General features: G+C 60.7%; 22 protein-coding genes and 2 pseudogenes. 17 read left to right on the top strand and 7 right to left on the bottom strand.

From position 1 onward, the window contains the following. The 3 genes from tnpC to tnpA form a co-directional block, all read right to left on the bottom strand. Nucleotides 1-1,432: IS66 family transposase (gene tnpC, locus HV744_RS14165; protein ID WP_175150106.1), on the bottom strand; the 1,432-nt coding region annotated here is incomplete at its 3' end. 30 nt (nt 1,433-1,462) lie between these two features. Then, complete coding sequence (gene tnpB / locus HV744_RS14160; RefSeq protein WP_175150105.1) at nt 1,463-1,810, bottom strand: IS66 family insertion sequence element accessory protein TnpB; 348 nt, start codon at nt 1,808-1,810, stop codon at nt 1,463-1,465. Continuing rightward, nucleotides 1,807-2,241 (bottom strand): IS66-like element accessory protein TnpA, encoded by a 435-nt coding sequence (gene tnpA / locus HV744_RS14155; protein WP_246279035.1) that lies wholly within the window; start codon nt 2,239-2,241, stop codon nt 1,807-1,809. The genes tnpB and tnpA overlap by 4 nt, the downstream gene beginning before the upstream one ends. An 84-nt stretch (nt 2,242-2,325) precedes the next feature. Here tnpA and HV744_RS14150 point away from each other — a divergent pair. The 5 genes and pseudogenes from HV744_RS14150 to HV744_RS14130 all read left to right on the top strand — a co-directional run. Then, nucleotides 2,326-5,070 (top strand): annotated as a pseudogene (locus HV744_RS14150) (Tn3 family transposase); the annotation flags it as partial. A 90-nt stretch (nt 5,071-5,160) separates the two neighbouring features. Next, entirely contained in the window at nt 5,161-7,536 is a 2,376-nt protein-coding gene (locus tag HV744_RS14145) for a cytochrome P450/oxidoreductase (RefSeq protein WP_425497711.1), read from the top strand. Nucleotides 7,537-7,638: 102 nt separating this feature from the next. After that, a complete protein-coding gene (locus tag HV744_RS14140; RefSeq protein ID WP_175150103.1) occupies nt 7,639-8,295 on the top strand; it encodes a hypothetical protein in 657 nt (218 codons plus the stop codon). Nucleotides 8,296-8,306: 11 nt separating this feature from the next. Continuing rightward, nucleotides 8,307-9,218 carry an NAD(P)-dependent oxidoreductase gene (locus tag HV744_RS14135; protein WP_175150102.1) on the top strand — a complete coding sequence of 304 codons (912 nt, stop codon included), beginning with the start codon at nt 8,307-8,309 and terminating at the stop codon, nt 9,216-9,218. Further along, on the top strand, nt 9,218-9,811 hold the full coding sequence (locus HV744_RS14130; RefSeq protein ID WP_175150099.1) for an HD domain-containing protein: 594 nt from the start codon (nt 9,218-9,220) through the stop codon (nt 9,809-9,811). The genes HV744_RS14135 and HV744_RS14130 overlap by 1 nt, the downstream gene beginning before the upstream one ends. On the opposite strand, the gene HV744_RS14125 is transcribed toward HV744_RS14130, so the two are convergent. Further along, nucleotides 9,805-10,494: a LysR family substrate-binding domain-containing protein gene (locus HV744_RS14125; RefSeq protein WP_343056427.1), complete on the bottom strand. Its 690-nt coding sequence runs from the start codon at nt 10,492-10,494 to the stop codon at nt 9,805-9,807. The genes HV744_RS14130 and HV744_RS14125 overlap by 7 nt on opposite strands. 60 nt (nt 10,495-10,554) lie before the next feature. Continuing rightward, nucleotides 10,555-10,656: pseudogene (locus HV744_RS37990) on the bottom strand (helix-turn-helix domain-containing protein); the annotation flags it as partial. Here HV744_RS37990 and HV744_RS14120 point away from each other — a divergent pair. Next, nucleotides 10,632-10,985, top strand: coding sequence for an NAD-binding protein (locus tag HV744_RS14120; protein ID WP_281363643.1), 354 nt, complete (start codon nt 10,632-10,634; stop codon nt 10,983-10,985). The pseudogene HV744_RS37990 and the gene HV744_RS14120 overlap by 25 nt on opposite strands. Continuing rightward, entirely contained in the window at nt 10,985-11,578 is a 594-nt protein-coding gene (locus HV744_RS14115; protein ID WP_175150099.1) for an HD domain-containing protein, read from the top strand. Before HV744_RS14120 ends, HV744_RS14115 begins: the two co-directional genes overlap by 1 nt. On the opposite strand, the gene HV744_RS14110 is transcribed toward HV744_RS14115, so the two are convergent. Then, a complete protein-coding gene (locus HV744_RS14110) occupies nt 11,572-12,492 on the bottom strand; it encodes a LysR substrate-binding domain-containing protein (protein ID WP_175150098.1) in 921 nt (306 codons plus the stop codon). The genes HV744_RS14115 and HV744_RS14110 overlap by 7 nt on opposite strands. A 264-nt stretch (nt 12,493-12,756) precedes the next feature. On the opposite strand from HV744_RS14110, the gene HV744_RS14105 reads away from it, so the two are divergent. From HV744_RS14105 to HV744_RS14080, 6 genes are all read left to right on the top strand, one after another. Continuing rightward, nucleotides 12,757-14,286 carry an efflux transporter outer membrane subunit gene (locus HV744_RS14105; RefSeq protein ID WP_175150097.1) on the top strand — a complete coding sequence of 510 codons (1,530 nt, stop codon included), beginning with the start codon at nt 12,757-12,759 and terminating at the stop codon, nt 14,284-14,286. Between the two features lie 63 nt (nt 14,287-14,349). Then, on the top strand, nt 14,350-15,564 hold the full coding sequence (locus HV744_RS14100; protein WP_175150096.1) for an efflux RND transporter periplasmic adaptor subunit: 1,215 nt from the start codon (nt 14,350-14,352) through the stop codon (nt 15,562-15,564). A 12-nt stretch (nt 15,565-15,576) separates the two neighbouring features. Then, nucleotides 15,577-18,822: an efflux RND transporter permease subunit gene (locus tag HV744_RS14095; protein WP_175150095.1), complete on the top strand. Its 3,246-nt coding sequence runs from the start codon at nt 15,577-15,579 to the stop codon at nt 18,820-18,822. Nucleotides 18,823-18,834: 12 nt separating this feature from the next. Beyond that, nucleotides 18,835-19,452 (top strand): TetR family transcriptional regulator, encoded by a 618-nt coding sequence (locus tag HV744_RS14090; protein WP_175150094.1) that lies wholly within the window; start codon nt 18,835-18,837, stop codon nt 19,450-19,452. Between the two features lie 296 nt (nt 19,453-19,748). Continuing rightward, complete coding sequence (locus tag HV744_RS14085; RefSeq protein WP_175150093.1) at nt 19,749-20,792, top strand: LysR family transcriptional regulator; 1,044 nt, start codon at nt 19,749-19,751, stop codon at nt 20,790-20,792. Nucleotides 20,793-21,146: 354 nt separating this feature from the next. Next, nucleotides 21,147-21,584, top strand: a complete 438-nt coding sequence (locus tag HV744_RS14080) for a MarR family winged helix-turn-helix transcriptional regulator (RefSeq protein ID WP_175150092.1) — start codon at nt 21,147-21,149, stop codon at nt 21,582-21,584. 445 nt (nt 21,585-22,029) lie between these two features. Here the strand turns inward: HV744_RS14080 and HV744_RS36775 are convergent, their stop codons facing one another. Continuing rightward, complete coding sequence (locus tag HV744_RS36775; RefSeq protein ID WP_217469122.1) at nt 22,030-22,230, bottom strand: LysR family transcriptional regulator; 201 nt, start codon at nt 22,228-22,230, stop codon at nt 22,030-22,032. Nucleotides 22,231-22,422: 192 nt separating this feature from the next. On the opposite strand from HV744_RS36775, the gene cyoA reads away from it, so the two are divergent. Genes cyoA through cyoD form a run of 4 tightly spaced genes read left to right on the top strand, consistent with a single transcriptional unit; the run spans nt 22,423 to nt 26,337 of the window. After that, nucleotides 22,423-23,355, top strand: coding sequence for a ubiquinol oxidase subunit II (cyoA, locus tag HV744_RS14070; protein WP_281363644.1), 933 nt, complete (start codon nt 22,423-22,425; stop codon nt 23,353-23,355). 5 nt (nt 23,356-23,360) lie between these two features. Next, nucleotides 23,361-25,337, top strand: a complete 1,977-nt coding sequence (gene cyoB, locus HV744_RS14065; protein WP_175150090.1) for a cytochrome o ubiquinol oxidase subunit I — start codon at nt 23,361-23,363, stop codon at nt 25,335-25,337. A gap of 2 nt (nt 25,338-25,339) precedes the next feature. Beyond that, nucleotides 25,340-25,957, top strand: a complete 618-nt coding sequence (gene cyoC / locus HV744_RS14060; RefSeq protein WP_175150089.1) for a cytochrome o ubiquinol oxidase subunit III — start codon at nt 25,340-25,342, stop codon at nt 25,955-25,957. Further along, nucleotides 25,954-26,337 (top strand): cytochrome o ubiquinol oxidase subunit IV, encoded by a 384-nt coding sequence (gene cyoD, locus HV744_RS14055; protein WP_175150088.1) that lies wholly within the window; start codon nt 25,954-25,956, stop codon nt 26,335-26,337. The genes cyoC and cyoD overlap by 4 nt, the downstream gene beginning before the upstream one ends. Nucleotides 26,338-26,460 lie beyond the last annotated feature (123 nt).

Here is a 26,460-nt window from a genome sequence, read left to right as displayed (position 1 = left end):
GGTAAGCGCGCGGGTCGATGCCATTGAGTTTGCACGACGCGATCAGCGAGTACATCGCCGCCGCCCGCTCGCCACCGCTATCGGAGCCGGCGAAGAGGAAGTTCTTGCGACCCAGGGCTACACAACGCAGTGCATTTTCGGCGATGTTGTTATCTATCTCCACCGCGCCGTCGTTGCAATACAGCGTCAACGCATCCCACTGGTTGAGCGAGTAGTTGATCGCCCTGGCCGTGTCTGACTTCGCCGACAATGTCTTGAGCTTGGCCCTGAGCCACGTGCCGTAGCCCTCGAGCAAGGGCCTGGACTTCTCCTGCCGCACACGCAGTCGCTCGGCCGGCAGTTTGCCGCGGATGCCGGCTTCAATGACATAGAGTTCGGCGATGCATCTCAGGGCTTCGGTGGTCGTCTCCGACGGCGTGCGCACGTGAATGTCGTAGAGTTTGCGACGCGCGTGCGCGTGGCACGCCGCTTCGCGAACCGAGCCATCCTTGAACCGCTCGTCGAAACCGGCATAAGCGTCCGCCTGCAGGATGCCGCTGAAGCCGGCCAGATGGCGCTTGGGATGCTCCCCGCGCCGGTTGGGCGAGTAGGCAAACCACGCGGCAGGAGGTTCCTTCGAGCCTGCCCGGCTGTCGTCACGCACGTAGACCCATAGCCGTCCGGTCCGGGTCTTTTTGTTGCCTGGCGCGAGCACGGGAATCGGCGTGTCATCCGCATGCAGCTTCGTGCCGGCCATCACATAGCAGCGCAACGCCTCTACCAGCGGATCGACCAGAGCCTCGCACATGCCGACCCATCGGCCCATGCTCGCCCGGTCCAGCGTGACCTTGTCGCGTGCCGCAATCACCGACTGCCGGTACAGCGGCTGGTGATCCGCGTATTTGGCCACGAGAATGTCGGCAAGCAGGCTCGGGTGTGCGATACCGCGCTCGATCGGCAGGCTCGGCGCAGGCGGCTGCACGATGCGGCGGCAGCACGCGCAAACCTTCTTGCGCCGGATGGTGCGGATGACCGTGAACGCCGCCGCGATGCGGCCAAGCTGTTCGGAGACGTCCTCGCCCAGCGGTTGCATCTGCCCGCCGCACTCGGGGCAAACCGGATCCGGCTCCAGCACATGCTCCTCGCGCGACAGGTGTTCCGGTAGCGCCTCGCGCGAAGCACGGTTCGCGCTTGCCTTGCTGCTGCCGGCCTGCGCTTCGCGCGTCTCGGCCATACCACGGCTGCCGGTCAGGTCCTCCAGTCGGGTCTCAAGTTCCGCAATTTGCCGGTCCAGTTTCTCGGACTTGCGGCCGAACTGCATGCGCCTGAGTTTGTCGATTTGCGCCTTGAGCCGTTCGATTTCCAGATCCCGTTCGGCTAGGGACGCCCGCGCCTCGAGCAGCAAGGCCTTGAGTGCATCGATGTCGTCAGGAAGGTCGCTGGCATCAGACATGCCACGCAGTTTACGCAGGTGCCGCGCGGTTTACAACATCGACAGTGGCTCAGCGGTGCGGCGTGGCTGCCGCCAGTCGATGCCTTCGAGCAGCATCGACAGCTGGGCGTGGGTCAGATGGATCTTGCCGCTATCGGCCTGCGGCCAAACGAAGCGGCCACGTTCGAGCCGCTTGGCAAGCAGCCATAGCCCGTCGCTGGTGGCCCAAAGAATTTTTACCAGGTCGCCGCGACGGCCGCGGAAGATGAACACGTGACCGCCCAGCGGATTCTCCTCAAGCGCCATCTGTACCTTGGCGGCCAGGCCCTGAAAGCCGCAGCGCATGTCGGTCACCCCTGCGGCGATCCAGATACGTGTGCCCGCCGGCAGGCCGATCATCGCGACAGCTCACGGATCAACAGACGTAGCGTGGCGGCCGAGACCTCGCCGCGGATCCGCAGACACGCATTGCTGAACACCACCTCGCACACGTTCTCAACCACCGTGTTCACGCCGCCCGCATCGCGCACCGTCACCGGGGTCGATTCGGCCGTGTCGGCGACAATGCTCACCGGCAACAGCGGCGCACTCTCCCGGTCAGGGTCGGATATCGTGGGGTTGGGAAGCGACGGGATGCCGTAGGCGCCTTGCAGATACTGCCGTCGCCATTTGAACAGCAAATTCGCATTGACCTCGTTGGCACGCGCAATCAACGCCACCGAGGCACCCGGCTCAAATGACTGCTCTACCACGCGCCGTTTGAACTCCGCAGGGAAATTCGGTCGCTTATATGCGCCACCGGCTGCCCGCGCCTTCAATGTATTGTCCACTTTGGTGTCCGCAATAATTTGGTGGACACCAAATTACCCAAACCCTCAATGCGCTGTCCATAACGGCCCAGACGAGCCGCATACCTATTACAGTGGGTCGCTACGCAATTGCGCATGGACCCGGCATCCTGGTCGCAGTACGCCCAGCGAGAGGAAACCCGGCGCGAACATCTACTCGAACTGCGTACTTACTTGGGCTTGATGCCGTTCGGCCTGGGCCACTTTCGGCAAGCTGTGCATGCGCTAACTGAAATCGCGCTACAGACCGACAAAGGTTTTGTGCTCGCAGGGCACGCGCTGGATTCTCTGCGCGCGCAACACGTCATCGTCCCGGCATTGCATGTCGTAGAACGCGTATGCGCCGAGGCCATCACGCGCGCCAACCGGCGCATCTACGCGGTTTTAACCGATCCCTTGTCGGACGTTCACTGTCAGCGGCTTGCCGACTTGCTGAAACGCAAGGACGGCAGCAAGACGACATGGCTGGCCTGGCTGCGCCAGTCGCCCACCAAACCGAACTCGCGTCATATGCTCGAACACATTGAGCGTCTCAAAACCTTGCAAGCACTCGACCTACCTGCCGGCATTGACCGGCAGGTACACCAAAACCGCCTGCTCAAAATCGCCCGCGAGGGTGGACAGATGACGCCCGCGGACCTGGCCAAGTTCGAGTCGCAGCGGCGCTATGCCACGCTGGTGGCGTTGGCGATCGAAGGCATGGCCACTGTCACCGACGAAATCATCGACCTGCACGACCGGATCATCGGAAAGTTGTTCAATGCTGCCAAAAACAAGCATCAGCAGCAGTTCCAGTCCACGGGCAAGGCGATCAACGACAAGGTGCGCCTTTACGGACAGATTGGCCAAGCCTTGCTCGATGCCAAGCAGAGCGGTGGCGATCCTTTCGCGGCCATCGAGTCCGTGCTTCCCTGGGAGACCTTTGCCGCCAGCGTCAGCGAGGCACAGAAGCTCGCACAGCCTGAGGGCTTCGATTTCCTGCATCGCCTCGGCGAAAGCTACGCCACTTTGCGCCGTTATGCGCCGGAATTCCTGGCGGTGCTGAAGCTGCGTGCGGCACCAGCCGCAAAAAGCGTGCTCGATGCCATCGATCTGCTGCGTGGCATGAACACCGACAACGCTCGTAAGGTGCCTGCCGACGCGCCGACCGAATTCGTCAAACCGCGCTGGGCAAAACTGGTTCTCACCGACGACGGCATCGACCGGCGTTACTACGAGTTGTGCGCACTGTCCGAGCTGAAAAATGCGTTGCGCTCAGGTGACGTCTGGGTACAAGGCTCGCGCCAATTCAAGGACTTCGACGAATACCTTGTGCCCGCCGAAAAGTTTGCCCACCTGAAGCTGACCAGCGAATTGCCGCTGGTAGTGGCCACGGACTGCGATCAGTACCTGGACGAGCGCCTGTCGCTGCTGGAACAGCAGCTCGCAACAGTGAACCGTATGGCGGCGACCAACGATCTGCCGGATGCCTTCATCAGTGCGTCCGGACTGAAAATCACGCCGCTGGATGCGGCTGTGCCCGATGCCGCCCAAACACTGATCGACCAGTCGGCCGCGCTGTTGCCGCACGTGAAGATTACCGAGCTGTTGATGGAGGTTGATGAGTGGACCGGCTTCACCAGGCACTTCACGCATCTCAAGACTAACGATACCGCGAAGGAGAAGACACTCCTCCTGACGGCGATCCTTGCCGACGGGATCAATCTCGGTCTGACGAAGATGGCCGAGTCGTGCCCCGGCACGACCTACGCCAAGCTGTCGTGGCTGCAAGCCTGGCATATTCGCGACGAAACCTACTCGACAGCGCTCGCCGAGCTGGTCAATGCCCAATTCCGCCAACCTTTCGCCGGGAATTGGGGCGACGGCACCACGTCATCATCGGACGGCCAACGCTTCAAGGCAGGTGGCAAGGCCCAGAGTACCGGGCACATCAACCCGAAGTACGGTGGCGACCCGGGTCGGATGTTTTACACACACATCTCCGACCAGTACGCGCCGTTCAGCGGCAAGGTGGTCAACGTTGGCATTCGGGATTCGACCTACGTGCTCGACGGCCTGCTGTACCACGAGTCAGATTTGCGGATCGAAGAGCACTACACGGACACGGCAGGCTTCACTGACCATGTTTTCGCCCTGATGCACCTGTTGGGGTTCCGCTTCGCACCACGCATCCGCGATCTTGGCGACACCAAGCTGTACCTCCCGAAGGGTGACGTCAGCTATGACGCTCTAAAGCCCATGATCGGCGGCATGCTGAACATCAGGCACATCCGCGCGCATTGGGACGAGATTCTTCGACTGGCCACCTCGATCAAGCAGGGTACGGTGACTGCCTCGCTGATGCTGCGCAAGCTCGGCAGCTATCCACGTCAAAACGGTCTGGCTGTTGCTCTGCGTGAGCTGGGCCGCATCGAGCGGACGTTGTTCATCCTCGACTGGCTGCAAAGCGTGGAACTGCGCCGCCGTGTTCACGCCGGGCTGAATAAGGGCGAGGCCCGCAACGCGCTAGCCAGGGCGGTGTTCTTCTACCGCCTGGGTGAAATCCGTGATCGCAGCTTTGAGCACCAGCGCTACAGGGCCAGCGGCCTCAATCTGGTGACCGCAGCCATCGTGCTGTGGAATACGGTCTATCTGGAGCGCGCGACCGGTGCCCTGCGCGGCCACGGACACTTGGTGGACGACGCGTTACTGCAATACCTGTCGCCGCTGGGCTGGGAACACATCAACCTGACCGGCGATTATCTGTGGCGCAACAGCGTCAAGGCGGGCACAGGCAAGTTCAGGCCGCTACGGCCTCTGGCCAACCCTTAGCGTACGATTTTTTCCGAATTCTGAGACGCCCCCATATGGCAAGGTTTACCCGGATTACTTATTTACGCATTGCGTATTATCGTTACGCAAATGGTATCGCATTCGGAGAAGAACATGACCGCAGTCGCCCCAGATCCCGGTGTATCGAAGTGTCCTTTCCATGGCGCGGCGCCTGACGCTGCGCTCACGCCCGGCGGTTGGCCGGTGAGCGCACGCGCTGCGGCGTTCGATCCGTTCGAGGACGGGTATCAGCAGGACCCGCCCGAATACGTGCGCTGGGCCCGCGAGCAGGAGCCGGTCTTCTACAGCCCCAAGCTCGGCTATTGGGTTGTCACGCGCTACGACGACATCAAGGCGATCTTTCGCGACAACCTCACCTTCAGCCCGTCGATCGCGCTCGAGAAAATCACGCCGACCGGCGCTGAAGCGAATGCGGTGCTGGAGTCGTATCGCTACGCGATGAACCGCACGCTTGTGAACGAAGACGAGCCAGCGCACATGCCGCGCCGTCGTGCGTTGATGGATCCGTTCACACCCGAGGCGCTTAAGCATCATGAGCCGATGGTGCGCGAGCTCGCGCGCGAGTATGTAGATCGGTTCATCGACGACGGCCGCGCCGACCTTGTCGACCAGATGCTGTGGGAAGTCCCGCTCACGGTTGCGCTGCATTTTCTTGGCGTGCCGGAAGAGGACATGGACACGTTGCGCAAGTATTCGATCGCGCACACAGTGAACACATGGGGCCGCCCGGGGCCGGAAGAGCAGGTCGAAGTCGCGCATGCGGTCGGGAAGTTCTGGCAGTTCGCGGGCAAGGTGCTCGACAAGATGCGCGGCGACCCGTCCGGTCCGGGCTGGATGCAGTACGGCATCCGCAAGCAGCAAGAACTGCCAGACGTGGTGACGGATTCCTATCTGCATTCGATGATGATGGCTGGCATCGTCGCCGCGCATGAGACGACGGCCAACGCGACCGCCAATGCGATGAAGCTGCTCTTGCAGCACCCGCAGGCATGGCGCGACATCTGCGAGGACCCGAGCCTCATTCCCAACGCCGTCGAGGAATGTCTGCGCCACAACGGATCGGTCGCCGCGTGGCGCCGGCTGACGACGAAAGACGTCACCATCGGCGGCGTCGACATTCCGGCGGGCTCGAAGCTGCTCATCGTGACGTCGTCGGCCAATCACGATGAGCACCGGTTCGCGGACGCGGACCTCTTCGATATCCGCCGCGAGAACGCCAGCGATCAGCTCACCTTCGGCTATGGCTCGCATCAGTGCATGGGCAAGAACCTCGCGCGCATGGAGATGCAGGTCTTTCTCGACGAGTTCGCCCGCCGACTGCCGCACATGCGGCTTGCCGAACAGCGCTTCACGTACGTGCCGAACACGTCGTTTCGCGGGCCGGAGCATCTCTATGTGGAATGGGATCCTGCGCAAAATCCGGAGCGCCACGAACCATCCGTGCTGAAGGCGCGCGCAACGGTGCGGATCGGTGAGCCATCGTCGCATGCGGTGAGCCGCGCGGTGATAGTCGAGAGCGTGTCGGCGTGCGCGGATCGGATCGTGCGTGTAAGGCTCGCCTCCCCAGATGGCAAGCCATTGCCGGGCTGGGCGCCGGGTTCACATATCGATGTTATCTGCGGCGACTCCGGACTCTCACGCCAGTATTCGCTTTGTGGCGATCCGCGGGATCGCAGCGCCTTCGAGATAGCGGTGCTGCGAGAGCAGGAGAGCCGCGGCGGATCGGCCTGGATCCATGCCAACGTCAAGGCGGGCGATGTACTGAAGATTCGCGGCCCGCGCAATCACTTCCATTTCGCTGCCGATTCGCACAGGGCGATCTTCATCGCCGGCGGCATCGGTATCACACCGATCAGCGCGATGGCGCGAGCAGCAAAGGCTGGGGGTATCGATTACACGATTCATTACAGCGGGCGACGCCGCGCATCGATGGCGATGCTCGACGAGCTGGCCGCGTTGCACGGCGAACGCCTTAATGTGCACGTATTGGAAGAAGGCTCACTCAACGATTTCACGTCACTCTTCGCGCTAGCGGACGAGCACGCGCACATTTATGCATGCGGGCCGGTGGGGATGCTCGAAGCGGTGGCGGCGAGCTGCGCGCATTGGCCGGAAGACGCGCTGCGCGTAGAGCATTTCGTATCGACAAAGACTACTCTCGACCCGTCGAAGGAACATGCGTTCGAGATCGAACTGAAAGACTCTGGCCTTGTGATTCCGGTCGCGGCGAATCAGACGGTGCTCGCGGCGCTGCAGCAGGCCAACATCGACGTACAGAGTGACTGTCGAGAAGGCCTGTGCGGGTCGTGCGAGGTACGGGTGCTGGCTGGCAAAGTGGACCATCGCGACATGGTGCTCACGCGCGCCGAGCGCGAGGCGCACAATCGCATGATGACCTGCTGTTCGCGCTCGTGCGGCGGTGAAAGGCTCGTGCTCGAACTGTAAACGCATAGCCGGCTTGAGACTGCCGGCGCATACGGGCAAGTCCAACTAACTGGAAATTTCAGTTTCGGGGGAATGATCACAATTATTGGTAAGGATTGGATAATGTATAAATTGATGAAATGGGCCGATCAACTGCTTCCCGGCGCGAAGACGATTCCGGAGGTACCCGCGCAACACTCGATGGTTTATATCGCGTCGGGCTCGGCTCTCGTAAATGGTGTGGAACTAGCCGCGGGCAAGGCCTGCTATGCCGAGGAAATCCTGACCGTCGAAGCGGGCAGCGTGGGTGCGGAATTGTGGCGATGGGGACTGGTTCGAGACGACGCCGGCCTCGGGTTGTTGAGCGGTACAGGTGTGTTGTCCAGACTGCGAATGGCACGCCGCGTAAAAATGTTCGAAATGATGCCTACCTCGAAGTGGCTATTCCGCCTCGATTGCATCGTCGGGTTCGAAGGAACAACGGGATTGCACTCCCACCCCGGTTCGGGAATTCGCTGCTTGATCGAAGGCGATCTTCGCACCGAATCGGAAAAAGGGGAAAACACAGTCAACACCAGACGAGGGGATGTCTGGTACGAGGAAGGTGCCTATCCGCTTGTTTCGACGGTGCGTGACGGCGCGAAGACCACCTTTCTGCGCGGAATGATTCTTCCGCCGGAATATTTGATCTACGGCGAGACGGCGACATGGATTGAAGGGGCCAAGGCCAAATATGCAGAGTGGAAGCCGTTGGAGCAGCGGGTCGTCAGTCTGCGATAGGAGCATTGAAAATGAACACTATCCAACACGTCGGCTTCATCGGCCTCGGGCGCATGGGCCAAGCGATCGTGCCGCGGCTTCTGGGTGCCGATTTCAGCGTCACGGTATGGAACCGTACCACCTCGCGGTGTGAGCCCGTCATTTCGGTGGGCGCCACGCTTGCCGAAACCCCCGAAGCGCTCGTACGCACCAGCGATCTCGTGATTACCATGCTTCATGATGACGCAAGCGTGCTCGACCTATATGCGCGCCTCGCACTTGTGGCAGATGGCCGTCGATTTCTCGAAATGAGCACGGTGCGGCCAAGCACACACCGCCAGGTAGCGGGCATCGTCGCGCGATATGGGGGCGTTTATACCGACGCGCCTGTTATTGGAACCGTCGGGCCGGCTCGGGCCGGCCAGTTGGTGAGTATGGTTGGTGCGCCGGCGAGTGACGAGCCGTTACTGGGACCGGTTCTCAAGGCCTTCTCGCGCAAACAGTGGTGGCTGGGATCGGTTGGGTTGGGGGCGGCGATGAAGTTGTCGCTGAACTTGATTCTTTGCAGCTACTGGCAACTGCTTGGCGAGAGCCTGGCGTTGGCCGAGCGTAGTGGCCTGTCGCGCGAACTCATGCTCGAGGCAGTGATCGACAGCCCGGCCGCCCTTGCCATGTTGCCGGCGAAAAAAGAAGTCATCCTGGGCGGGAATTCGACCGCTGCATTCGACGTAGCCGGTCTCTATAAGGATATGCACGCGATTGCTGCCGAAGCTGCAGCCCTTGACGTTCCGATTCCCGGGATGCAGGCGGCGATGGCTCAGGTCATGCAGGCGATAGGGCACGGCTATGCCTCGCGAGATGTCGCGTCCTTGACGCCTTACTTCATCGAGGCGGTGAATGCCGCTGACCGGCAGCCCAGAGCTGAATCGTTGTGGAAGGCATAATGAACACCGACCACCAGCCCACATTTACGCACATCGGCCATTCGACGGCCGAAGACTGGCATGCCTTGATGGCGCACTACCACGATCACGTTTCCCGATTGCCCGATCGGATCATGGCGCACATGCGGTTGATGGCGGGTGACTTCGGCGGATTTCCCGTTGACCGCCTTACCCACTCGCTGCAAACGGCTACGCTCGCCTGCCGAGATGGGCGTGATGAAGAATATGTCGTTTGTGCTTTGCTGCACGACCTTGGCGACCTTCTCGGTTCGTTCAATCACCCTGACTTTGCAGCGGTCGTTCTTCAGCCGTTCGTGTCCGAGGCGAACCATTGGATGGTCAAGCATCACGGAATCTTCCAGGGATACTACTTCTTCCATCATTTGGGCCTGGACAAGGACATGCGCGACGAGCATCGCGACAGCCCGTACTTCAAGCAGACCGCCGAGTTTTGCGCGCTCTACGACGGCGCAGCCTTCAATCCCGATCTGGAGTCCATGCCGCTGGAGGCCTTCGAACCCATGTTGCGCCGGGTCTTCTCGAAGCCAAAAGGCACCGGCGTATACGCAAGGATGCAGCCGAACGGTCAGTGATCCGAAGTCGTGCGAGGCTTGAACGCGGGGGCGCCTTTCAGGCTGCGTGCACAGTCCATATAGGCGCGCACCGCGCCACTTGTCTCGTCGGCCCGACTGAATCGGACGAGGTCTGTGAAATTGGAGACGCCGGAGAGTGGCTGTATGCTCAATCCGGGCATCGCCATCTTGGAGAGCACAGCGGGAATCACCGCGATTCCCAGTCCGGCAGCCACCATGGCGAACAGAGCATTCGTGCTCGATGCGCTTTCGATGATGCGAACATCGTCACCCAGAATCGTACGCACCAGCGCCACGGATCCCTCCCCATCTTTCTCGGTCACGGGGAGGAGGATTTGCTCAGCTTGCAGGTCCCGCGCCGAGACACGTCGTTTCGAAGCGAGCGGATGGTCGTCCGCCACGGCGACGGCGAGTGACCAGCGCCCCACGCGCTCTGCACGAAATCGCGAATCATCGGCCAGCAAGACGCTCGGGCTATAGGTGACGTCCAATTCGCCGTTGAGCAATGCCTCGGCCAGTTGTTGCGGTGCGACTTCGTCCAGGTGCACTTCCACTTCCGGGTAAAGCTGACGAAAGCGCCGCAAGTCCTCTATCAGTTCGCCGCCGTACGCGGCGGATCCAACAAAGCCGATTCGCACACTGCCGATTTCACCCTTCAGCGAACGCTGGACGTCCGAACGCACCCGGTCGGCTTGCGCAAGCAGACGCCGCGCATCCGCAAGCAAAATGCTGCCGGCCTCGGTCAGGACCACGCGCCGACTGGTGCGCTGGAAAAGCGCCCCGCCGAGTTCCTCCTCCAGCGAACGAATCTGCATGCTCAATGCGGGCTGCACGATGTGGAGGCGTTCTGCCGCGCGAACTCATGCTCGAGGCAGTGATCGACAGCCCGGCCGCCCTTGCCATGTTGCCGGCGAAAAAAGAAGTCATCCTGGGCGGGAATTCGACCGCTGCATTCGACGTAGCCGGTCTCTATAAGGATATGCACGCGATTGCTGCCGAAGCTGCAGCCCTTGACGTTCCGATTCCCGGGATGCAGGCGGCGATGGCTCAGGTCATGCAGGCGATAGGGCACGGCTATGCCTCGCGAGATGTCGCGTCCTTGACGCCTTACTTCATCGAGGCGGTGAATGCCGCTGACCGGCAGCCCAGAGCTGAATCGTTGTGGAAGGCATAATGAACACCGACCACCAGCCCACATTTACGCACATCGGCCATTCGACGGCCGAAGACTGGCATGCCTTGATGGCGCACTACCACGATCACGTTTCCCGATTGCCCGATCGGATCATGGCGCACATGCGGTTGATGGCGGGTGACTTCGGCGGATTTCCCGTTGACCGCCTTACCCACTCGCTGCAAACGGCTACGCTCGCCTGCCGAGATGGGCGTGATGAAGAATATGTCGTTTGTGCTTTGCTGCACGACCTTGGCGACCTTCTCGGTTCGTTCAATCACCCTGACTTTGCAGCGGTCGTTCTTCAGCCGTTCGTGTCCGAGGCGAACCATTGGATGGTCAAGCATCACGGAATCTTCCAGGGATACTACTTCTTCCATCATTTGGGCCTGGACAAGGACATGCGCGACGAGCATCGCGACAGCCCGTACTTCAAGCAGACCGCCGAGTTTTGCGCGCTCTACGACGGCGCAGCCTTCAATCCCGATCTGGAGTCCATGCCGCTGGAGGCCTTCGAACCCATGTTGCGCCGGGTCTTCTCGAAGCCAAAAGGCACCGGCGTATACGCAAGGATGCAGCCGAACGGTCAGTGATCCGAAGTCGTGCGAGGCTTGAACGCGGGGGCGCCTTTCAGGCTGCGTGCACAGTCCATATAGGCGCGCACCGCGCCACTTGTCTCGTCGGCCCGACTGAATCGGACGAGGTCTGTGAAATTGGAGACGCCGGAGAGTGGCTGTATGCTCAATCCGGGCATCGCCATCTTGGAGAGCACAGCGGGAATCACCGCGATTCCCAGTCCGGCAGCCACCATGGCGAACAGAGCATTCGTGCTCGATGCGCTTTCGATGATGCGAACATCGTCACCCAGAATCGTACGCACCAGCGCCACGGATCCCTCCCCATCTTTCTCGGTCACGGGGAGGAGGATTTGCTCAGCTTGCAGGTCCCGCGCCGAGACACGTCGTTTCGAAGCGAGCGGATGGTCGTCCGCCACGGCGACGGCGAGTGACCAGCGCCCCACGCGCTCTGCACGAAATCGCGAATCATCGGCCAGCAAGACGCTCGGGCTATAGGTGACGTCCAATTCGCCGTTGAGCAATGCCTCGGCCAGTTGTTGCGGTGCGACTTCGTCCAGGTGCACTTCCACTTCCGGGTAAAGCTGACGAAAGCGCCGCAAGTCCTCTATCAGTTCGCCGCCGTACGCGGCGGATCCAACAAAGCCGATTCGCACACTGCCGATTTCACCCTTCAGCGAACGCTGGACGTCCGAACGCACCCGGTCGGCTTGCGCAAGCAGACGCCGCGCATCCGCAAGCAAAATGCTGCCGGCCTCGGTCAGGACCACGCGCCGACTGGTGCGCTGGAAAAGCGCCCCGCCGAGTTCCTCCTCCAGCGAACGAATCTGCATGCTCAATGCGGGCTGCACGATGTGGAGGCGTTCTGCCGCGCGTCCGAAATGCTCTTCTTCTGCGACAGCAACGAAATAGCGTAGATGCCGAAGGTCCATGTCAACTCCAACGATCAGATTAACTGATCAATCTGTCAATTCAATCTATTGTACATCCGCCTGTGAACAGGCGATCCTGTCGCTTGAAAACTCACGACGGCGAACGCAGGCTTGCTCGTCGACGAGCGTCCCTGACACGTCCTCGCGGCGCGTGTTTGCATCGGCGATCAAGACCGATGGCGGCACACCGGGCATCGTCGTCGCTCCCTGACTCGCCGGTCGCGCCAACTCGCCTTTCGGGCGACCTTTACGAGCAGGTTAACCATGAATGTTCCATGCAGCTTGCGCGATGGCGCTCCGCGACGCCGCAGGCGCGCTTTCCGGCGTGTCGTGCTTTGCGGTTGCGCGGTTGCCGCGGCGCTGATGACCGCGGGTTGCGCGGTGGGGCCGGACTACCGCAAGCCGACGATCGATATCCCTACAAGCTTCAAGGAGGGCGTCGAGTGGCAGCGGGCACAAGTCGATCCCAAAGCGACCCTCCCTGGCAAGTGGTGGCTCGACTACCACGACGATACGCTGACGCACCTTGTGCAAGAGGCGCTCAAGGCCAATCAATCGGTCGCGCAAGCGGAAGCGGCGTACCGGCTGGCGCAAGCCACGGTGGCCGCCAATACCGCGGGCCTCTTTCCGACGATCTCGGCCGGTATCTCGGGTTCGCGTGCGGGAGCGGGTGCCGGCGCAGTCGCGGCAAATGGCGGCGCTTTGAATTCCGGTGTGCACAACACCGTCACTGCGGACGCCGCCGCCAGCTGGGAGCTCGACCTATGGGGGCAAATCCGCCGCGAGATCGAATCGAGCAAGGCGAGTGCGCAGGCTAGCGACGCGCAATTGGCCGGGCAGCGTCTGTCGGTTGCCGCAAGCGTTGCGGCCGATTACTTCGGACTGCGCCGGGCGGATGTCGATATCGATCTGCTCGAGCAACAAAAGCGGATCGATGCCGGCATTCTGGATATGGTGAGGGCGAGTTACGCACAAGGCGAGTCGTCGAGCGACAGCGTGCTGGCCGCGCAGGACACGCTCGAGCTTGTCATCGCCGATCTTCAGTCGACGCAAACGTCACGCGAACAGTATGAGCATGCCATCGCGGTCTTGATCGGCGTGCCGCCCGGCAATTTTTCGATTGCGCCCGACCCGCACTATGCGTTCGTCGCCCCAGCCGTTCCACTTTCATTGCCTTCGCAATTGCTCGAACGGCGTTATGACGTCGTGAGCGCCGAGCGCACGGCGGCATCGGCCAACGCGAAGATCGGCGTGGCCCAGGCGGCGTTCTTCCCGACCCTGACACTGTCGGCACAAGGCGGATTCCAGCATAGCTCGCTCGCCAATCTCTTCTCTGTGCCAAACCGCTTCTGGACGCTCGGCCCCGAACTGGCGGGGACGATTTTTGACGGAGGCGCCCGAACGGCGGCCATGCACGAAGCTCGCGCGACGTACGACGAGGCGGTGGCAGCGTATCGCCAGGCGGTGCTGTCCGCATTCGAAAGTGTAGAGGACAGCCTGTCCTCCTGGAACCATCTTGCACAACAGGAACGTGCGTTCGCGGATATCTATCAGCGCAACAAGCGACTCTTCGAGAGCGAGCAGGCGCAGTTCCAGTTCGGGACCGCAAGCAGACAAAATCTCTTGAGTCAGCAACTCACGTTGCTGCTGGCTCAACAGAACCTCGCGGACACGCAGGCGTCGCTAGCGCTGAGCAGCGTGACGCTGATCAAAAACCTGGGTGGAGGATGGCGATGGGACGAAGCAAACGAGTCTCCTGCCGACGTCGTGGCTTCGTCCAGAAGCAGCCGCTGACAGCATGCTCGGCAGGTTTGAGCGCTGTTCCCTTTCCCCGTTCTTGCTCGCACGGTTTCAATAATGTCACTACTTCTTCGCTCATCCATTATCTCCATCGGCCTTCTGGCACTTTTCGGCTGCGGCAAGAACGATCCGCCGCCGGCGCCACCTGCGGCGCAGGTCGGCGTCATGGAAGCCGAACCCAGCAACGTACCGCTGACCCGCAGCTTCGTCGGACGCTTGTCTGCCTATTACAGCGCTAATGTCACAGCGCGGGTTTCGGGCGTGCTGGTGAAGCGCCTCTATACGGAGGGCAGTGAGGTCAAGGCAGGGCAGACGCTGTTCGAGATCGATCCCGCCTATTACCAGACGGTGCTCAACACCGATCTCGCCACGCTCGCCCAAGACCAGGCGACCTACGTGAACGATCGCGTCACTGCCGACCGTTATCACAAGCTGTTGCCGATCGGCTCCGTCTCGCAACAGACGGTGGACGATGCCGACGCGGCGCAACGCAGTGCTGCGGCCAAGGTCAAGGCCGACGAGGCCGCCGTCGAAGGCGCGCGCGTGAATCTCGGTTATACGAAGGTGACGTCGCCCATTACCGGCATTGCCGGACAGCAACAGGTCACCGCCGGTGCGGTAGTTGGCAACGGCACGACCGATGCTGGTTCTGGCGGCACATTGCTCGCCACGGTGGAACAGATCGGTCCGCTCTACGTGAACTTCACGATCAGCGCCGCCGATCTGATCACGCTGAAGCAGGCCCAAAGCAAAGGTGATGTCGCGCTCGCCGCGCAAAACAAGACCACCGTTCAGGTCATCCTGCCCAACGGCACGCCATACGATCAGCAAGGCACGCTGGACTTCACCGATGTATCCGTGAACGCGACCACGGGTGCGGTCAGCCTGCGCGCGCAGATACCCAACCCGCAGCATCAACTGCTGCCGGGCATGTATGTATCGCTCGATGTTGACCTCGGCCAGCGTAACGATGTGTATCTGGTTCCCCAGCAAGCGATACAGCGCGACACCGTCGGTTCCTACGCGATGGTGGTGGGCGCCGATGGCAAGGTGGTCCGCAAGGATGTCGATACCAACGATAGCCACGGTAGCGACTGGATTGTCACGGGTGGGCTGGCGGCCGGCGATCGCGTGATCGTCACAGGTGTGCAGAGCGTGCGCGAGGGGATGCTCGCCAAAGCCACGCCGTGGCGGGGTACCGACAAGGACACCAGGTTATCGCAGAGCCGCCCGGTTCAGTCATCGGGCGGCCATCGTGCCGGCCGCAGTTAGTAGGGAGGCTTCATGTCACGTTTCTTTATCGATCGTCCAGTCTTTGCCTGGGTGATCCCAATTCTCATCTGCCTGTTCGGTGCGATTTCTCTGCAGCATCTCGGAGTTGATTCTTATCCGGACATTGCTCCACCCCAGGTGACCGTGACGGCAACCTATCCGGGCGCCAACGCCTCGACGATGGAATCGACGGTCACGCAGGTGATCGAGCAGCAACTGACCGGCATTGACAACCTGCTGTACTTCAGCTCGACCTCCAATGGCAACGGGACAGCCACCATCACGTTGAGCTTCGCGCCTGGAACCAACCCGGACATCGCACAGGTGCAGGTGCAGAACAAGGTGGCGCTCGCGCAGCCGCTGCTGCCGCCCGAGGTGACGCAGGAGGGCATCGTCGTAGCGAAGGCGAGCGCCGACATTCTTCTTTTCGTCAGCTTGCAATCGAGCAATCCTGCCGTCGATACGGCGCGCCTCAGCGACATCATTGCCTCGCAGATACAGCCCGTCATTGGCCGTATCAACGGCGTGGGCAATACTTTCATGCTGGGCTCGGAATACGCTTTGCGGATCTGGGTCAATCCCGACAAGCTGCAAGGCTACGGTCTTTCGACTTCGCAGGTGATGAGCGCCGTCCAGGCTCAAAACGCCGAGTTCGCAACCGGTTCGCTGGGAGCAGATCCCGCCGTCAATGGCCAGGTCTTCACGGCAACGGTATCGGGCGACAAGCTGTTTTCCTCGCTGCAGCAGTTTCGCGACATCATCCTGCGGACGAACAACGATGGCAGCGTTGTTCGGCTGAGCGACGTCGCGCGCGTCAGCTTCGGCGCGCAAAGCTACGGCACCTCCGCCGCCTACAACGGCAAAGCTGCGGGCGACATGGGCGTCTACCTGCTGCCAGGTGCGAATGCGCTCGACGTGGCCAAGGCCGTCAAGGCCGAAATGGCGACACTGGCTCGCGACTTCCCTCCCGGTGTCACATGGACCGTTCCGTACGATACGACGCCGTTTATCACGGCCTCGATCACCGACGTCGTGCATACGCTCGTCGAGGCGATCATCGTCGTGTTCTTCGTGATGCTGCTCTTTCTGCAGAACGTCCGGGCCACCATCATTCCGACTCTCGTCATTCCGGTTGCGTTGCTCGGCACGTTTATCGGTCTGTCGCTGCTGCACTTCTCGCTGAACCAGCTCGACCTGTTCGGGATGGTTCTCGCCATCGGCATCGTGGTGGACGACGCGATCGTCGTGATCGAGAACGTCGAGCACCTCATGCGTGAGGAAGGTCTCAGTGCCAGAGCGGCCACGCGTAAGGCCATGGGCCAGATCTCGGGGGCGATCGTCGCGATCACGGTGGTGCTGGCTGCGGTGTTCGTACCGTCCGCGATGCAGCCGGGTGCTACCGGCATGATCTATTCGCAGTTCGCGCTGACAATCGCCGTATCGATGGTGTTCTCTGCATTCCTCGCGTTGTCCTTCACGCCGTCGCTTTGTGCTGCGATCCTCAAACCTTCGCATCATGCAACCTCGAACTTCGTCTTTCAATGGTTCAACCGGGGGTTCGACCGGTTCGGTAACTTGTATGTGGCCAGCGTCGGCCGGATTGTCCGACGCACGCCGCGCTGGATGATTCTGTTCGTTGCACTTTCCGCGCTGGCCGGCGTTCTTTACACGCACCTGCCGACGGCGTTCGTTCCCGATGAGGACCAAGGTTTCATGCTGGCGATTGTCAATCTGCCTTCTGGCGCGACGCTGCCGCGTACACAGGAGGTCATGGACGAAATCGACGGAAGGCTCAAGAAGAGCCCGATCGGCAAGGACATCGACGGCGTCCTGGCAGTCGAAGGATTCAGCTTCGTCGGTCAAAGCGAAAACGTCGGCATGGCATTCATCAAGCTCACCGATTGGAGCAAACGTTCGCAAAGCGCGATGCAGTTGATCCCGCAGGCCAACAAGATACTGCACGGCATCGACGGCGCGAGGATCTTCGTTACCAACCTGCCCACCATACGCGGAATGAGCCAGTTTGCCGGCGTCGATATGTACCTGCAAGCGCGCAATGGCCAATCAAGGGCCGAGCTCGCGCAGGCGCAAGGCAAATTGCTGTCGGTAGCGAGCCAGGATCCGAGGCTCTTCGGCGTTCGGCCAAATTCGTTGCCGGAGGCGCCACAGCTTCAGCTGGCCGTGGACCGCGTTCAGGCGCAATCGATGGGTCTGTCGTTGCCTGATGTCTATAACAGTATTCAAATGGACCTCGCGCCCGTCTACGTGAATGAATTCACCTACGGCGGACGTGTGAAGCGCGTGTTCCTCCAGGCCGATTCGCCGTTCCGGATGGGGCTAGACGCCCTGGGGCACATCTACACCCCGAGCGGCGTGACGGGCACGTCGTCTGGTTCCAGCGGCGCCGCCGCCGGCGTGAGCGGTGCGTTGAGCCCTGTCAATCCATCGGTGCGCAACAGCGCTATCAGTCCGTACAACATGGTGCCGCTCTCGAGTGTAGTGAAGGCAAAGTGGGATCTCGGCCCGCAGGCACTTCCGCGCTACAACGGCTATTCGGCGGTCGAGATCGTGGGCATGCCGGCGCCAGGGTACTCCACCGGCCAGGCGATGCAGATTCTTGACAACATTGTCGACAAGTCGCTGCCGGCAGGTTTTGCCTCGGATTGGACCGGCCAGTCCTACCAGGAGCTCCTCGCGGGAAATTCGGCGATGGCGTTGATGGCGTTGTCGATTGTGGTGGTGTTCCTTTGTCTCGCGGCGCTTTACGAGAGCTGGTCTATCCCCGTTGCGGTGCTGTTGACCGTGCCGCTGGGCCTGTTGGGAATGTCGGTGTTCTGCCATCTGTTCAAGGTGCCCAACGATATCTACTTCAAGATCGGCATGGTCACGGTGATCGGGCTTGCAGCAAAGAACGCGATTCTAATCATCGAGTTCGCCGTCGATGGCCAGGCGCGGGGTATGACGCTTTTCGAGGCGGTAACGAACGCGGCGAAGCAGCGTTTCAGGCCCATTCTGATGACATCGATGGCTTTCATCGTCGGTGTATTGCCGCTGGTGCTGTCCAGCGGGGCGGGTGCCGCGTCGCGTCATGAGATCGGCACGGGCGTGATCGGTGGCATGCTGTTTGCCACGTTCTTGGGTCTCTTGCTGATTCCGGCATTCTACGTGGCGGTACGGCGCCTGCTTGGCGACAAGCTCGATGAAGTCACGCGCAAGCTGCGTCATGCCGAGAGCGCCGATACGGTAGCCGATTCCTGATGACGGTCGGCAATGAAGCGCAAGAAAGTGGAGGCGCTCGGAACGCGAGCGCAAATATTGAGGGCTGCGGAGCAAGTCTTTGTCGAGCGTGGTGTGTCGCGCGCCTCTCTCTCTGAAATTGCCGATCTGGCGGGCGTCACGCGTGGCGCAGTCTACTGGCACTTCAAGGACAAGATGGCTTTGCTCGAAACCTTGTTCGAGCATGCTTCGCTAGCGGACGACCCGTTTGTCATGTCATGGTCCGAGGGGGAGCGCGATCCCCTCGGACAACTTGAAAGAAGGCTGGCCGGGCTTCTCGCCACGGTGCTATCGGCAGGTCCCTCGCGGCGCTTTTACTTGATCATGTTGATGCGCTGCGAGATGTCCACTGAAACCGAGTGGCTCTGGAGTCGCTTGCATGCCAGCTGGCGCGGCGCCGAGCATCAGATGGCGCGCGCCCTGAGGGCAGCCATCGCTCGCAACCAGTTGAGTGCTGAGCTTGACCCGTATCTGGCTGCAACGTTTATTCACTCGACCGTGATGGGGTTGATCTTGAGAAGTTTGCGCGAACCGCCGCTGGCTGTAAGTAGAGCCGTCGCGCGGCTGATTGTTTCGCAGATCCTGTCGGGGATTAAGGGCTCCGCACGGTGATGGATGTGTTCGTGGGCGACGGTCACGTCGTATCTTTCGTCCCGGGCGCCGCCGCGCCAGCGGCGCAAGAGGATCTGACGTTGAAGATGAAGCAGATTCGGCGAAGCCTCTCGGCGTGCTGCGTCCTGATGCTATGCGCGCTTGCGAGTACAAATTCATGGGCCGCGACCGCGGGGAATCAAGCGTTGACAGGGGAGCGCATGACGCCGGCACGCATGGCGTCAACCGTCGGGAAATAGAGCGGTGATTGGACCAGAAAAGATTCGACGTAGCTTCTCCGTTGTGAGGGACGATAAATGGAAACTCTTCAATGCATGCGCATCTTTGTGAAAGTCGCGAGCGACGGAGGCTTTGGCTCGGCGGCCAGGAGGCTCAACTTGAGCGTGCCCGCCGTTTCACGCGCTGTCGCCCAACTCGAAACACATCTGGGCAGCCGGCTGTTAAACCGGACGACGAGGCAGATCGCCCTGACGGAGGCGCGCGAGCGCTACCTGGATCGATGCCAGGGCATTCTTTCGAGCCTCGACGACGCGGAAGCCGAAGCGCGATCGACGACGGCGTATCCAACCGGACGGTTGCGTGTGCACGCGCTTTCGAGCTTCGGCCATCAGTTGGTGGTGCCGGCAATACTGCAGTATCAGGAGCGCTTTTCCTCGCTCAGAGTGGAGGTCGCGATGACTGGAACAATGCCCGACATGCTCCAGGAAGGCTATGATGCATCGATCGTTCTCGCGCCTGAATTGACGAGCTCGGGGTTGGTGAGTCTAAAGCTCGGGAGTATCGCCGGCGTGCTATGCGCATCCCCACGGTACCTGGCGCGCTACGGCGTACCAGGAGCGCCTGAAGACTTGCGCAAGCATCAGTGCCTTCAGTTAGCCACGCCCGTCTTTCCGTTTGATAAATGGGTATTCAGAGGCGCAGGCGAGACGTTCGAGGTGAATATCGGTTCGGCTCGGTTGACGGTCAACGCCATGGAAGCGTTGGAGCCGGCGGTAGTGAAAGGACTTGGCATCGCCATCCTGCCGGCTGGCGTTGCGCTGCGCGGTTTACGCTCGGGTGCACTGGTGCGGATTCTTAGGGAATATGAGGCGCAGTCCGTGAACGTCTATGCGTTGTATTCGTCGCGGCGTTTCCTCGACGCAAAGATCCGGACGTTCATTGACCTGCTTCGCGAAGAGGTGCCGTCGATGTTGGAGGCGGACGAGCGTGCGCTGACAACGCTTGACGGATGTGAGGTCATGAGGGGGGCGTTAAAGACCTTGGGGTTCCAGCGCAGGGCGCCTGGGATTTCGCCAGTCACGCTCGCCGGAGGTGGAAATGAAAGTCACAATTCGCGTTGAAATTGCCTCAGACTGGGATGAAACGGACACCTTCGAAATTTCCAGCTTGAACGCGCCTATCGCGAACTTGAAGCGTGTTCGCCATCGTGAGAAACAGGTTCCCGGACGTTGCAGAGCGGCTCAGCGCATTGGTACGAGGGACATCCGGTACCGATCATCCGCGTCTGTCGGTCATCACCGATCGTCCACCCGGCGTGGCCGAAGACCCTGGCGCGCACGCACGCTCCTTGTACGGGAACTGGGAGATTTCCAGTCCGACCTGTTGCAGCATGGACAGGTCCGCATCGGGAAGGCGAGGAGCCGTAGCCGTGGTGTACATCACGGATGGTGCGTTCGTGGGTGGGGGAAAGCGCGGTGAAGCATTACACAAAGGAAACCTTCAATCCGACCGAAAGCGTGTACTTCGCAATCGACCGGGTGCGCAACCGTCTACTGTCGCAGATTGACACTGCGCTGCGGGGCTTGGGTGTCACCAGCCGGCAAATGGGCATTCTCCACTTACTCGGCCGCGGCGTGGCCGACACCCCGTTCGAACTGGCCCGGCGGCTCGATATGGACACAAGCGCGATGACGCGCGTTCTAGACAGGCTCGAAACAGGCGGTTTGCTGATACGTAGCCGAAATACGGACGACCGGCGCATAGTGAATCTGGTCCTGACAAAGAAGGGAGAAGAGGTTGTCGCTCGAATTCCGGAGATAGCTCCCGCAATATTGAGCGCGCAAGTCAAGGAGTTCACTGAGTCGGAACTCAACGAACTACGCCGCTTGCTTGGAAAATTCCTCGTAGCCTGACTGGCTCGCCCGGCCGGGTAAACGACGCGTGGTGCCCTGTTAAGGCGAAGAGTGCGTTCGTGCTTAATGCGCTTTCGATGACGCGAACATCGTCACCGAGGATCGCGCGCACCAGCGCCATGGATCCCCCCTCGTGTTTCCCGGTCGCGGGGAGAATGATCCGCTCGGCCTGCAGGTCTCGCGCCAAGATGCTCCCTTTCGAAGCGAACGGACGTTCGTCTGCCAGCGCGAGGACGAGCGGGCAGCGCCCCACACGCTCTACGTGCAATCGCGAATCACCAGGCAGGAAAACGTTCGGGCCCTAGGGGACGTCCAATTCGCCGTTGAGCGATGCTCCGAGACGGTGGCTCCGACAAAGCTGATTCGCATGCTGCCGATTTCGCCCCTCATCGAATGCTGGACATCCGAACGCACCCGGTCCGCTTGCGCGAGCAGACGCTGCGCATCAGCGATGCAAAAAGCCGCCAGCCTCAGTCAGCACCACGCGCCTGCTCGTGCGCTGGAAAAGCGGCCCGCCGAGTTCCTCCTCCAGCGAACGAATCTGGAAGCTCAACGCAGGCTGCACGATGTGGAGGCGTTTGGCCGCGCGTCCGAAATGCTCTTCTTCTGCAACGGCAACGAAATAGCGTAGATCGCGAAGATCCATTATTGCGCGCGATCAAGTTAAATGATCAATGCTTCAATTTAATCTATTTCACATTCATATCGAAACAGGCGATCCTGTCGTTCGAAAGCGACTCGAAAACACACTGCAACGAAGGTACATGACATGCGGAGTCCAGGCTTGTGCAGAAAAATTCCCTCTGATGATCCAGGTGCGCGCCTTCAATCTCAGACCATCAAACGGTTTGCCGTTGCCGCAGGCCGTGTTTTGGCACTTGGCGCATCCGGCCTGCTCGGCGGATGCAGCATGGCATTGTTCGATCCCAAGGGCGACATTGGTGCGCAGGAGAAACACCTGGTCCTGCTTGCCCTTGGCCTGATGCTGCTCATAGTCATCCCGGTCATCCTGTTGACCTTGTACTTCGCGTGGCGCTATCGGGCGTCGAATGAAAGCGCGACCTACGCGCCAGAATGGGCCGAATCCAATGCAATTGAAGTCGTCGTCTGGGCGGTCCCTTGCGTCATCGTGGCGATCCTGGGTCTCGTGATCTGGCGGTCCACGCACAGCCTCGACCCATCGCAACCGATCGAGTCGCAGACCAAACCGGTCCGCGTCGAGGTGGTTGCGCTGAACTGGAAATGGCTGTTCATCTATCCAGACTACGGCGTGGCTACGGTCAATCAGCTTGCGATTCCGGTCGACACACCTGTCTCGTTCGACATAACTGCTGAATCGCTGATGAACTCGTTCTTTATTCCGAAACTCGGCAGCCAGATCTACGCTATGGCCGGCATGCGCACGCAGTTGAACCTGATCGCCAACAGTCCTGGCGTCTATGAGGGGAGGTCGTCGGCGTTCAGCGGCCCAGGCTTCTCGGACATGCACTTCAATACGATCGCGACGAGTCGCGCGGATTTCGACGCATGGATCGCCAACGCGAAGCAGTCGCCACTGTCGCTCGACAGGGTCACCTATCAGGCACTGGAAAAGCCTAGCCAGAAGGATCCGGTGACGGTCTATGCACGCGTTCCCCCCGGTCTGTTCGACGACGTCGTTGATCAGTACATGCCCGGTGCGGCCGGCAACCCGATGTGCGGGGAGGCCAGGACCGCACTTTCAATTAAACGTCCTGGAACCCAATCACCTGCCCATCAGGCTGTGGAGTAGTCGCCATGCTCGGAAAACTTAACCTCGACGCTATCCCGTATCACGAGCCCATCATCATGGGCACGCTGGCGGTCGTCGTCGTGCTCGGCGCGGCGCTGCTCGCGGCCGTGACCTACGCGGGCAAATGGACTTATCTGTGGCGCGAGTGGTTCACCTCGGTCGACCACAAGCGCATCGGCGTGATGTACATCGTGCTCGCGATCGTGATGCTGCTGCGCGGCTTTGCCGACGCGATCATGATGCGGACTCAGCAGGCTATCGCATACAACGACGCGGCCGGATATTTGCCGCCGCACCACTATGATCAGATTTTTACCGCGCACGGCGTGGTCATGATCTTCTTCGTCGCGACGCCTTTGATCATCGGGTTGATGAACGTGGTGGTACCGCTGCAGATCGGCGCACGCGACGTCGCTTTTCCGTTCGTCAATTCGCTGAGCTTCTGGCTTTCGGCGGTCGGCGCGGTGCTTGTGATGCTGTCGCTGTTCGTCGGCGATTTTGCCGCGACGGGATGGGTCGCGTATCCGCCACTTTCGGAGCTCGGATATAGCCCAACCGTGGGGGTCGACTACTACATCTGGTCACTGCAGATATCGGGACTCGGCACCACGTTGACCGGTATCAACTTCATCGCGACGATCCTGCGCATGCGCGCGCCGGGCCTGAACCTGATGAAGATGCCGGTGTTCGTCTGGACCGCGCTCATTACCAACATCCTGATCGTTGCCGTGTTCCCGGTGTTGACGGCGACGCTCGCATTGCTTGCCGCTGACCGCTATCTCGGCATGCACATCTTTACCAACGAGTTGGGCGGCAACGCGATGATGTACATCAACCTCATCTGGGTATGGGGCCATCCCGAGGTGTATATCCTGATCCTGCCGTGCTTTGGCGCATTCTCCGAAATCATCGCGACGTTTGCCGGCAAGCCGCTGTTCGGCTATAAATCAATGGTATACGCGACCGCATCGATTGGCATTCTGTCGTTCTTCGTGTGGCTGCACCACTTCTTCACGATGGGCTCGGGAGCCAACGTGAATGCGTTCTTCGGCATTATGACGTCGATCATCTCGATCCCGACCGGCGTGAAGCTGTTCAACTGGCTGTTCACGATGTTCCGTGGGCGCATCCGTTACCACTCGTCGACGCTGTGGACGATCGGCTTCATGGTCACGTTCGCAGTGGGCGGCATGACCGGCGTGCTGCTGGCGGTGCCGGGCGCGGACTTCGTGTTGCACAACAGCCTGTTCCTCGTGGCGCACTTCCATAACGTGCTCATCGGTGGCGTGGTATTTGGCTGCCTCGCGGGGATCAGCTACTGGTTCCCCAAGGTGTTCGGCTTCACGCTGAACGAGTTTTGGGGCAAGGTTTCGTTCTGGTGCTGGCTGATCGGCTACTGGCTCGCCTTCACCCCGCTCTATATCCTCGGCTTCGAAGGCATGACGCGACGCATAAACCACTACGCGGTACCGGAGTGGCATAAGTGGCTGGTCGTCGCGCTGATCGGTGCGGTGTTTATCGCAGCAGGCATTGCCTCGATGCTGATTCAGTTCGGCGTCAGCATTCGCGATCGCGATGCCAATCGCGATCTGACCGGCGACCCGTGGAATGGCCGCAGCCTGGAATGGTCGACGGCATCGCCGGCACCGTTCTACAACTTCGCGCATGTGCCGGTAATTACGTCGCTCGAGCAGCACTGGGACAACAAGGAAGCAGGCCGCGCGTACGTGCAGCCGAAAAAATACGAGGACATTCACATGCCGCGCAATACGGGCGCAGGTGTGATCATCGCGGGCTTCAGTTTGCTGTTGTGCTTCGCACTGGTGTGGCATATGTGGCTGTTCGCAGCGGCCGGTCTTGTCGGGATGATTGCGACCTTCATCGTCCGAAGCTATGAACTTGACGTTGACTATTACGTGCCGGCGGACGAGGTCGCCCGGATTGAACGTGCACGCTACGCGCAGCTGAAAGAGGCCGCCTGATCATGACTACTGTTGCAAGGCATCACGCCCACGGACATGACGATGGGCACCCTACGTCGCACGACGACGGGGCCAGAGCCACGCTCGGTTTCTGGATCTATCTGATGAGCGACTGCGTCATCTTCGCCACCCTGTTCGCCACGTTTGGTGTACTGGCGAATGCCACGGCGGGTGGCCCGAGCGGCAAAGGCCTGTTCGAATTGCGCTACGCGCTCGGCGAAACCTTGCTGCTGCTGGCCAGCAGCTTGACGTTCGGCCTGGCGATGCTCGGAATGCAGGCCCACCGCCATGCGCAGGTGATCGCGTGGCTTGCCGTAACCTTCGCGCTCGGCGCTGGATTTGTCGGCATGGAACTGGTCGAATTCACGAAACTGATCGGCGACGGCGCGGGGCCGCACGTCAGCGCATTCCTGTCGTCGTACTTCGTGCTGGTCGGCACGCACGGTTTGCACGTCAGCTGTGGCCTGCTCTGGATCGCGGTGATGATGCACCAGGTCTACGAGTTCGGCCTGACCGGCGTGACGCGTCGCCGGCTCGCCTGCCTGAGTCTGTTCTGGCACTTCCTGGATCTCATCTGGATCTGCGTGTTCACCTTTGTCTATCTGCGCGAGTTCGTATGAGCAAGTCATCCCACCAGCATGCGTCGCACGACACCATTCACGTGGCGCCACATGGCAGCCTGAAGAGCTATATGATTGGGGCGGTCCTGTCGCTGGCATTGACGCTGGCTTCGTTCGGCGCTGTGATGACCGAGGTCGTGCCGCGCGGCTTGGGCCTCGCTACGATCGTCGTCCTGTGCGTTGCACAGCTGGTCGTGCAACTGGTCTTCTTTCTCCATATCGGCGCGTCGCGCGATCAGCTGGCCAATACAGGCATCTTTGTTTGTACTGCATTACTGATTTCGGTGATTGTCGGCTTGTCGTTGTGGGTCATGCACAACGCCAATGAAAACATGATGCCCACCCACATGTCGATCGAACGCGCGAGGTCGCGCGATTAGTTTCGCCCTTGCTTCGTGCTGGCGCAGACGTCAGCAAGGGTAGACAGTCGAAACTTTAACCGCAGCCGCGGCGACCATTCATGGAGTTTCTTGGCGCCCGAATCGGCAGAACTCGGTAGACTG

Origin of the sequence: Paraburkholderia ultramafica (genome assembly GCF_902859915.1) — a bacterium.
Lineage (GTDB): Bacteria > Pseudomonadota > Gammaproteobacteria > Burkholderiales > Burkholderiaceae > Paraburkholderia > Paraburkholderia ultramafica.
The sequence above is the reverse complement of the archived record's forward strand: the minus strand, read 5'-3'. Positions and strand labels throughout refer to the sequence as shown.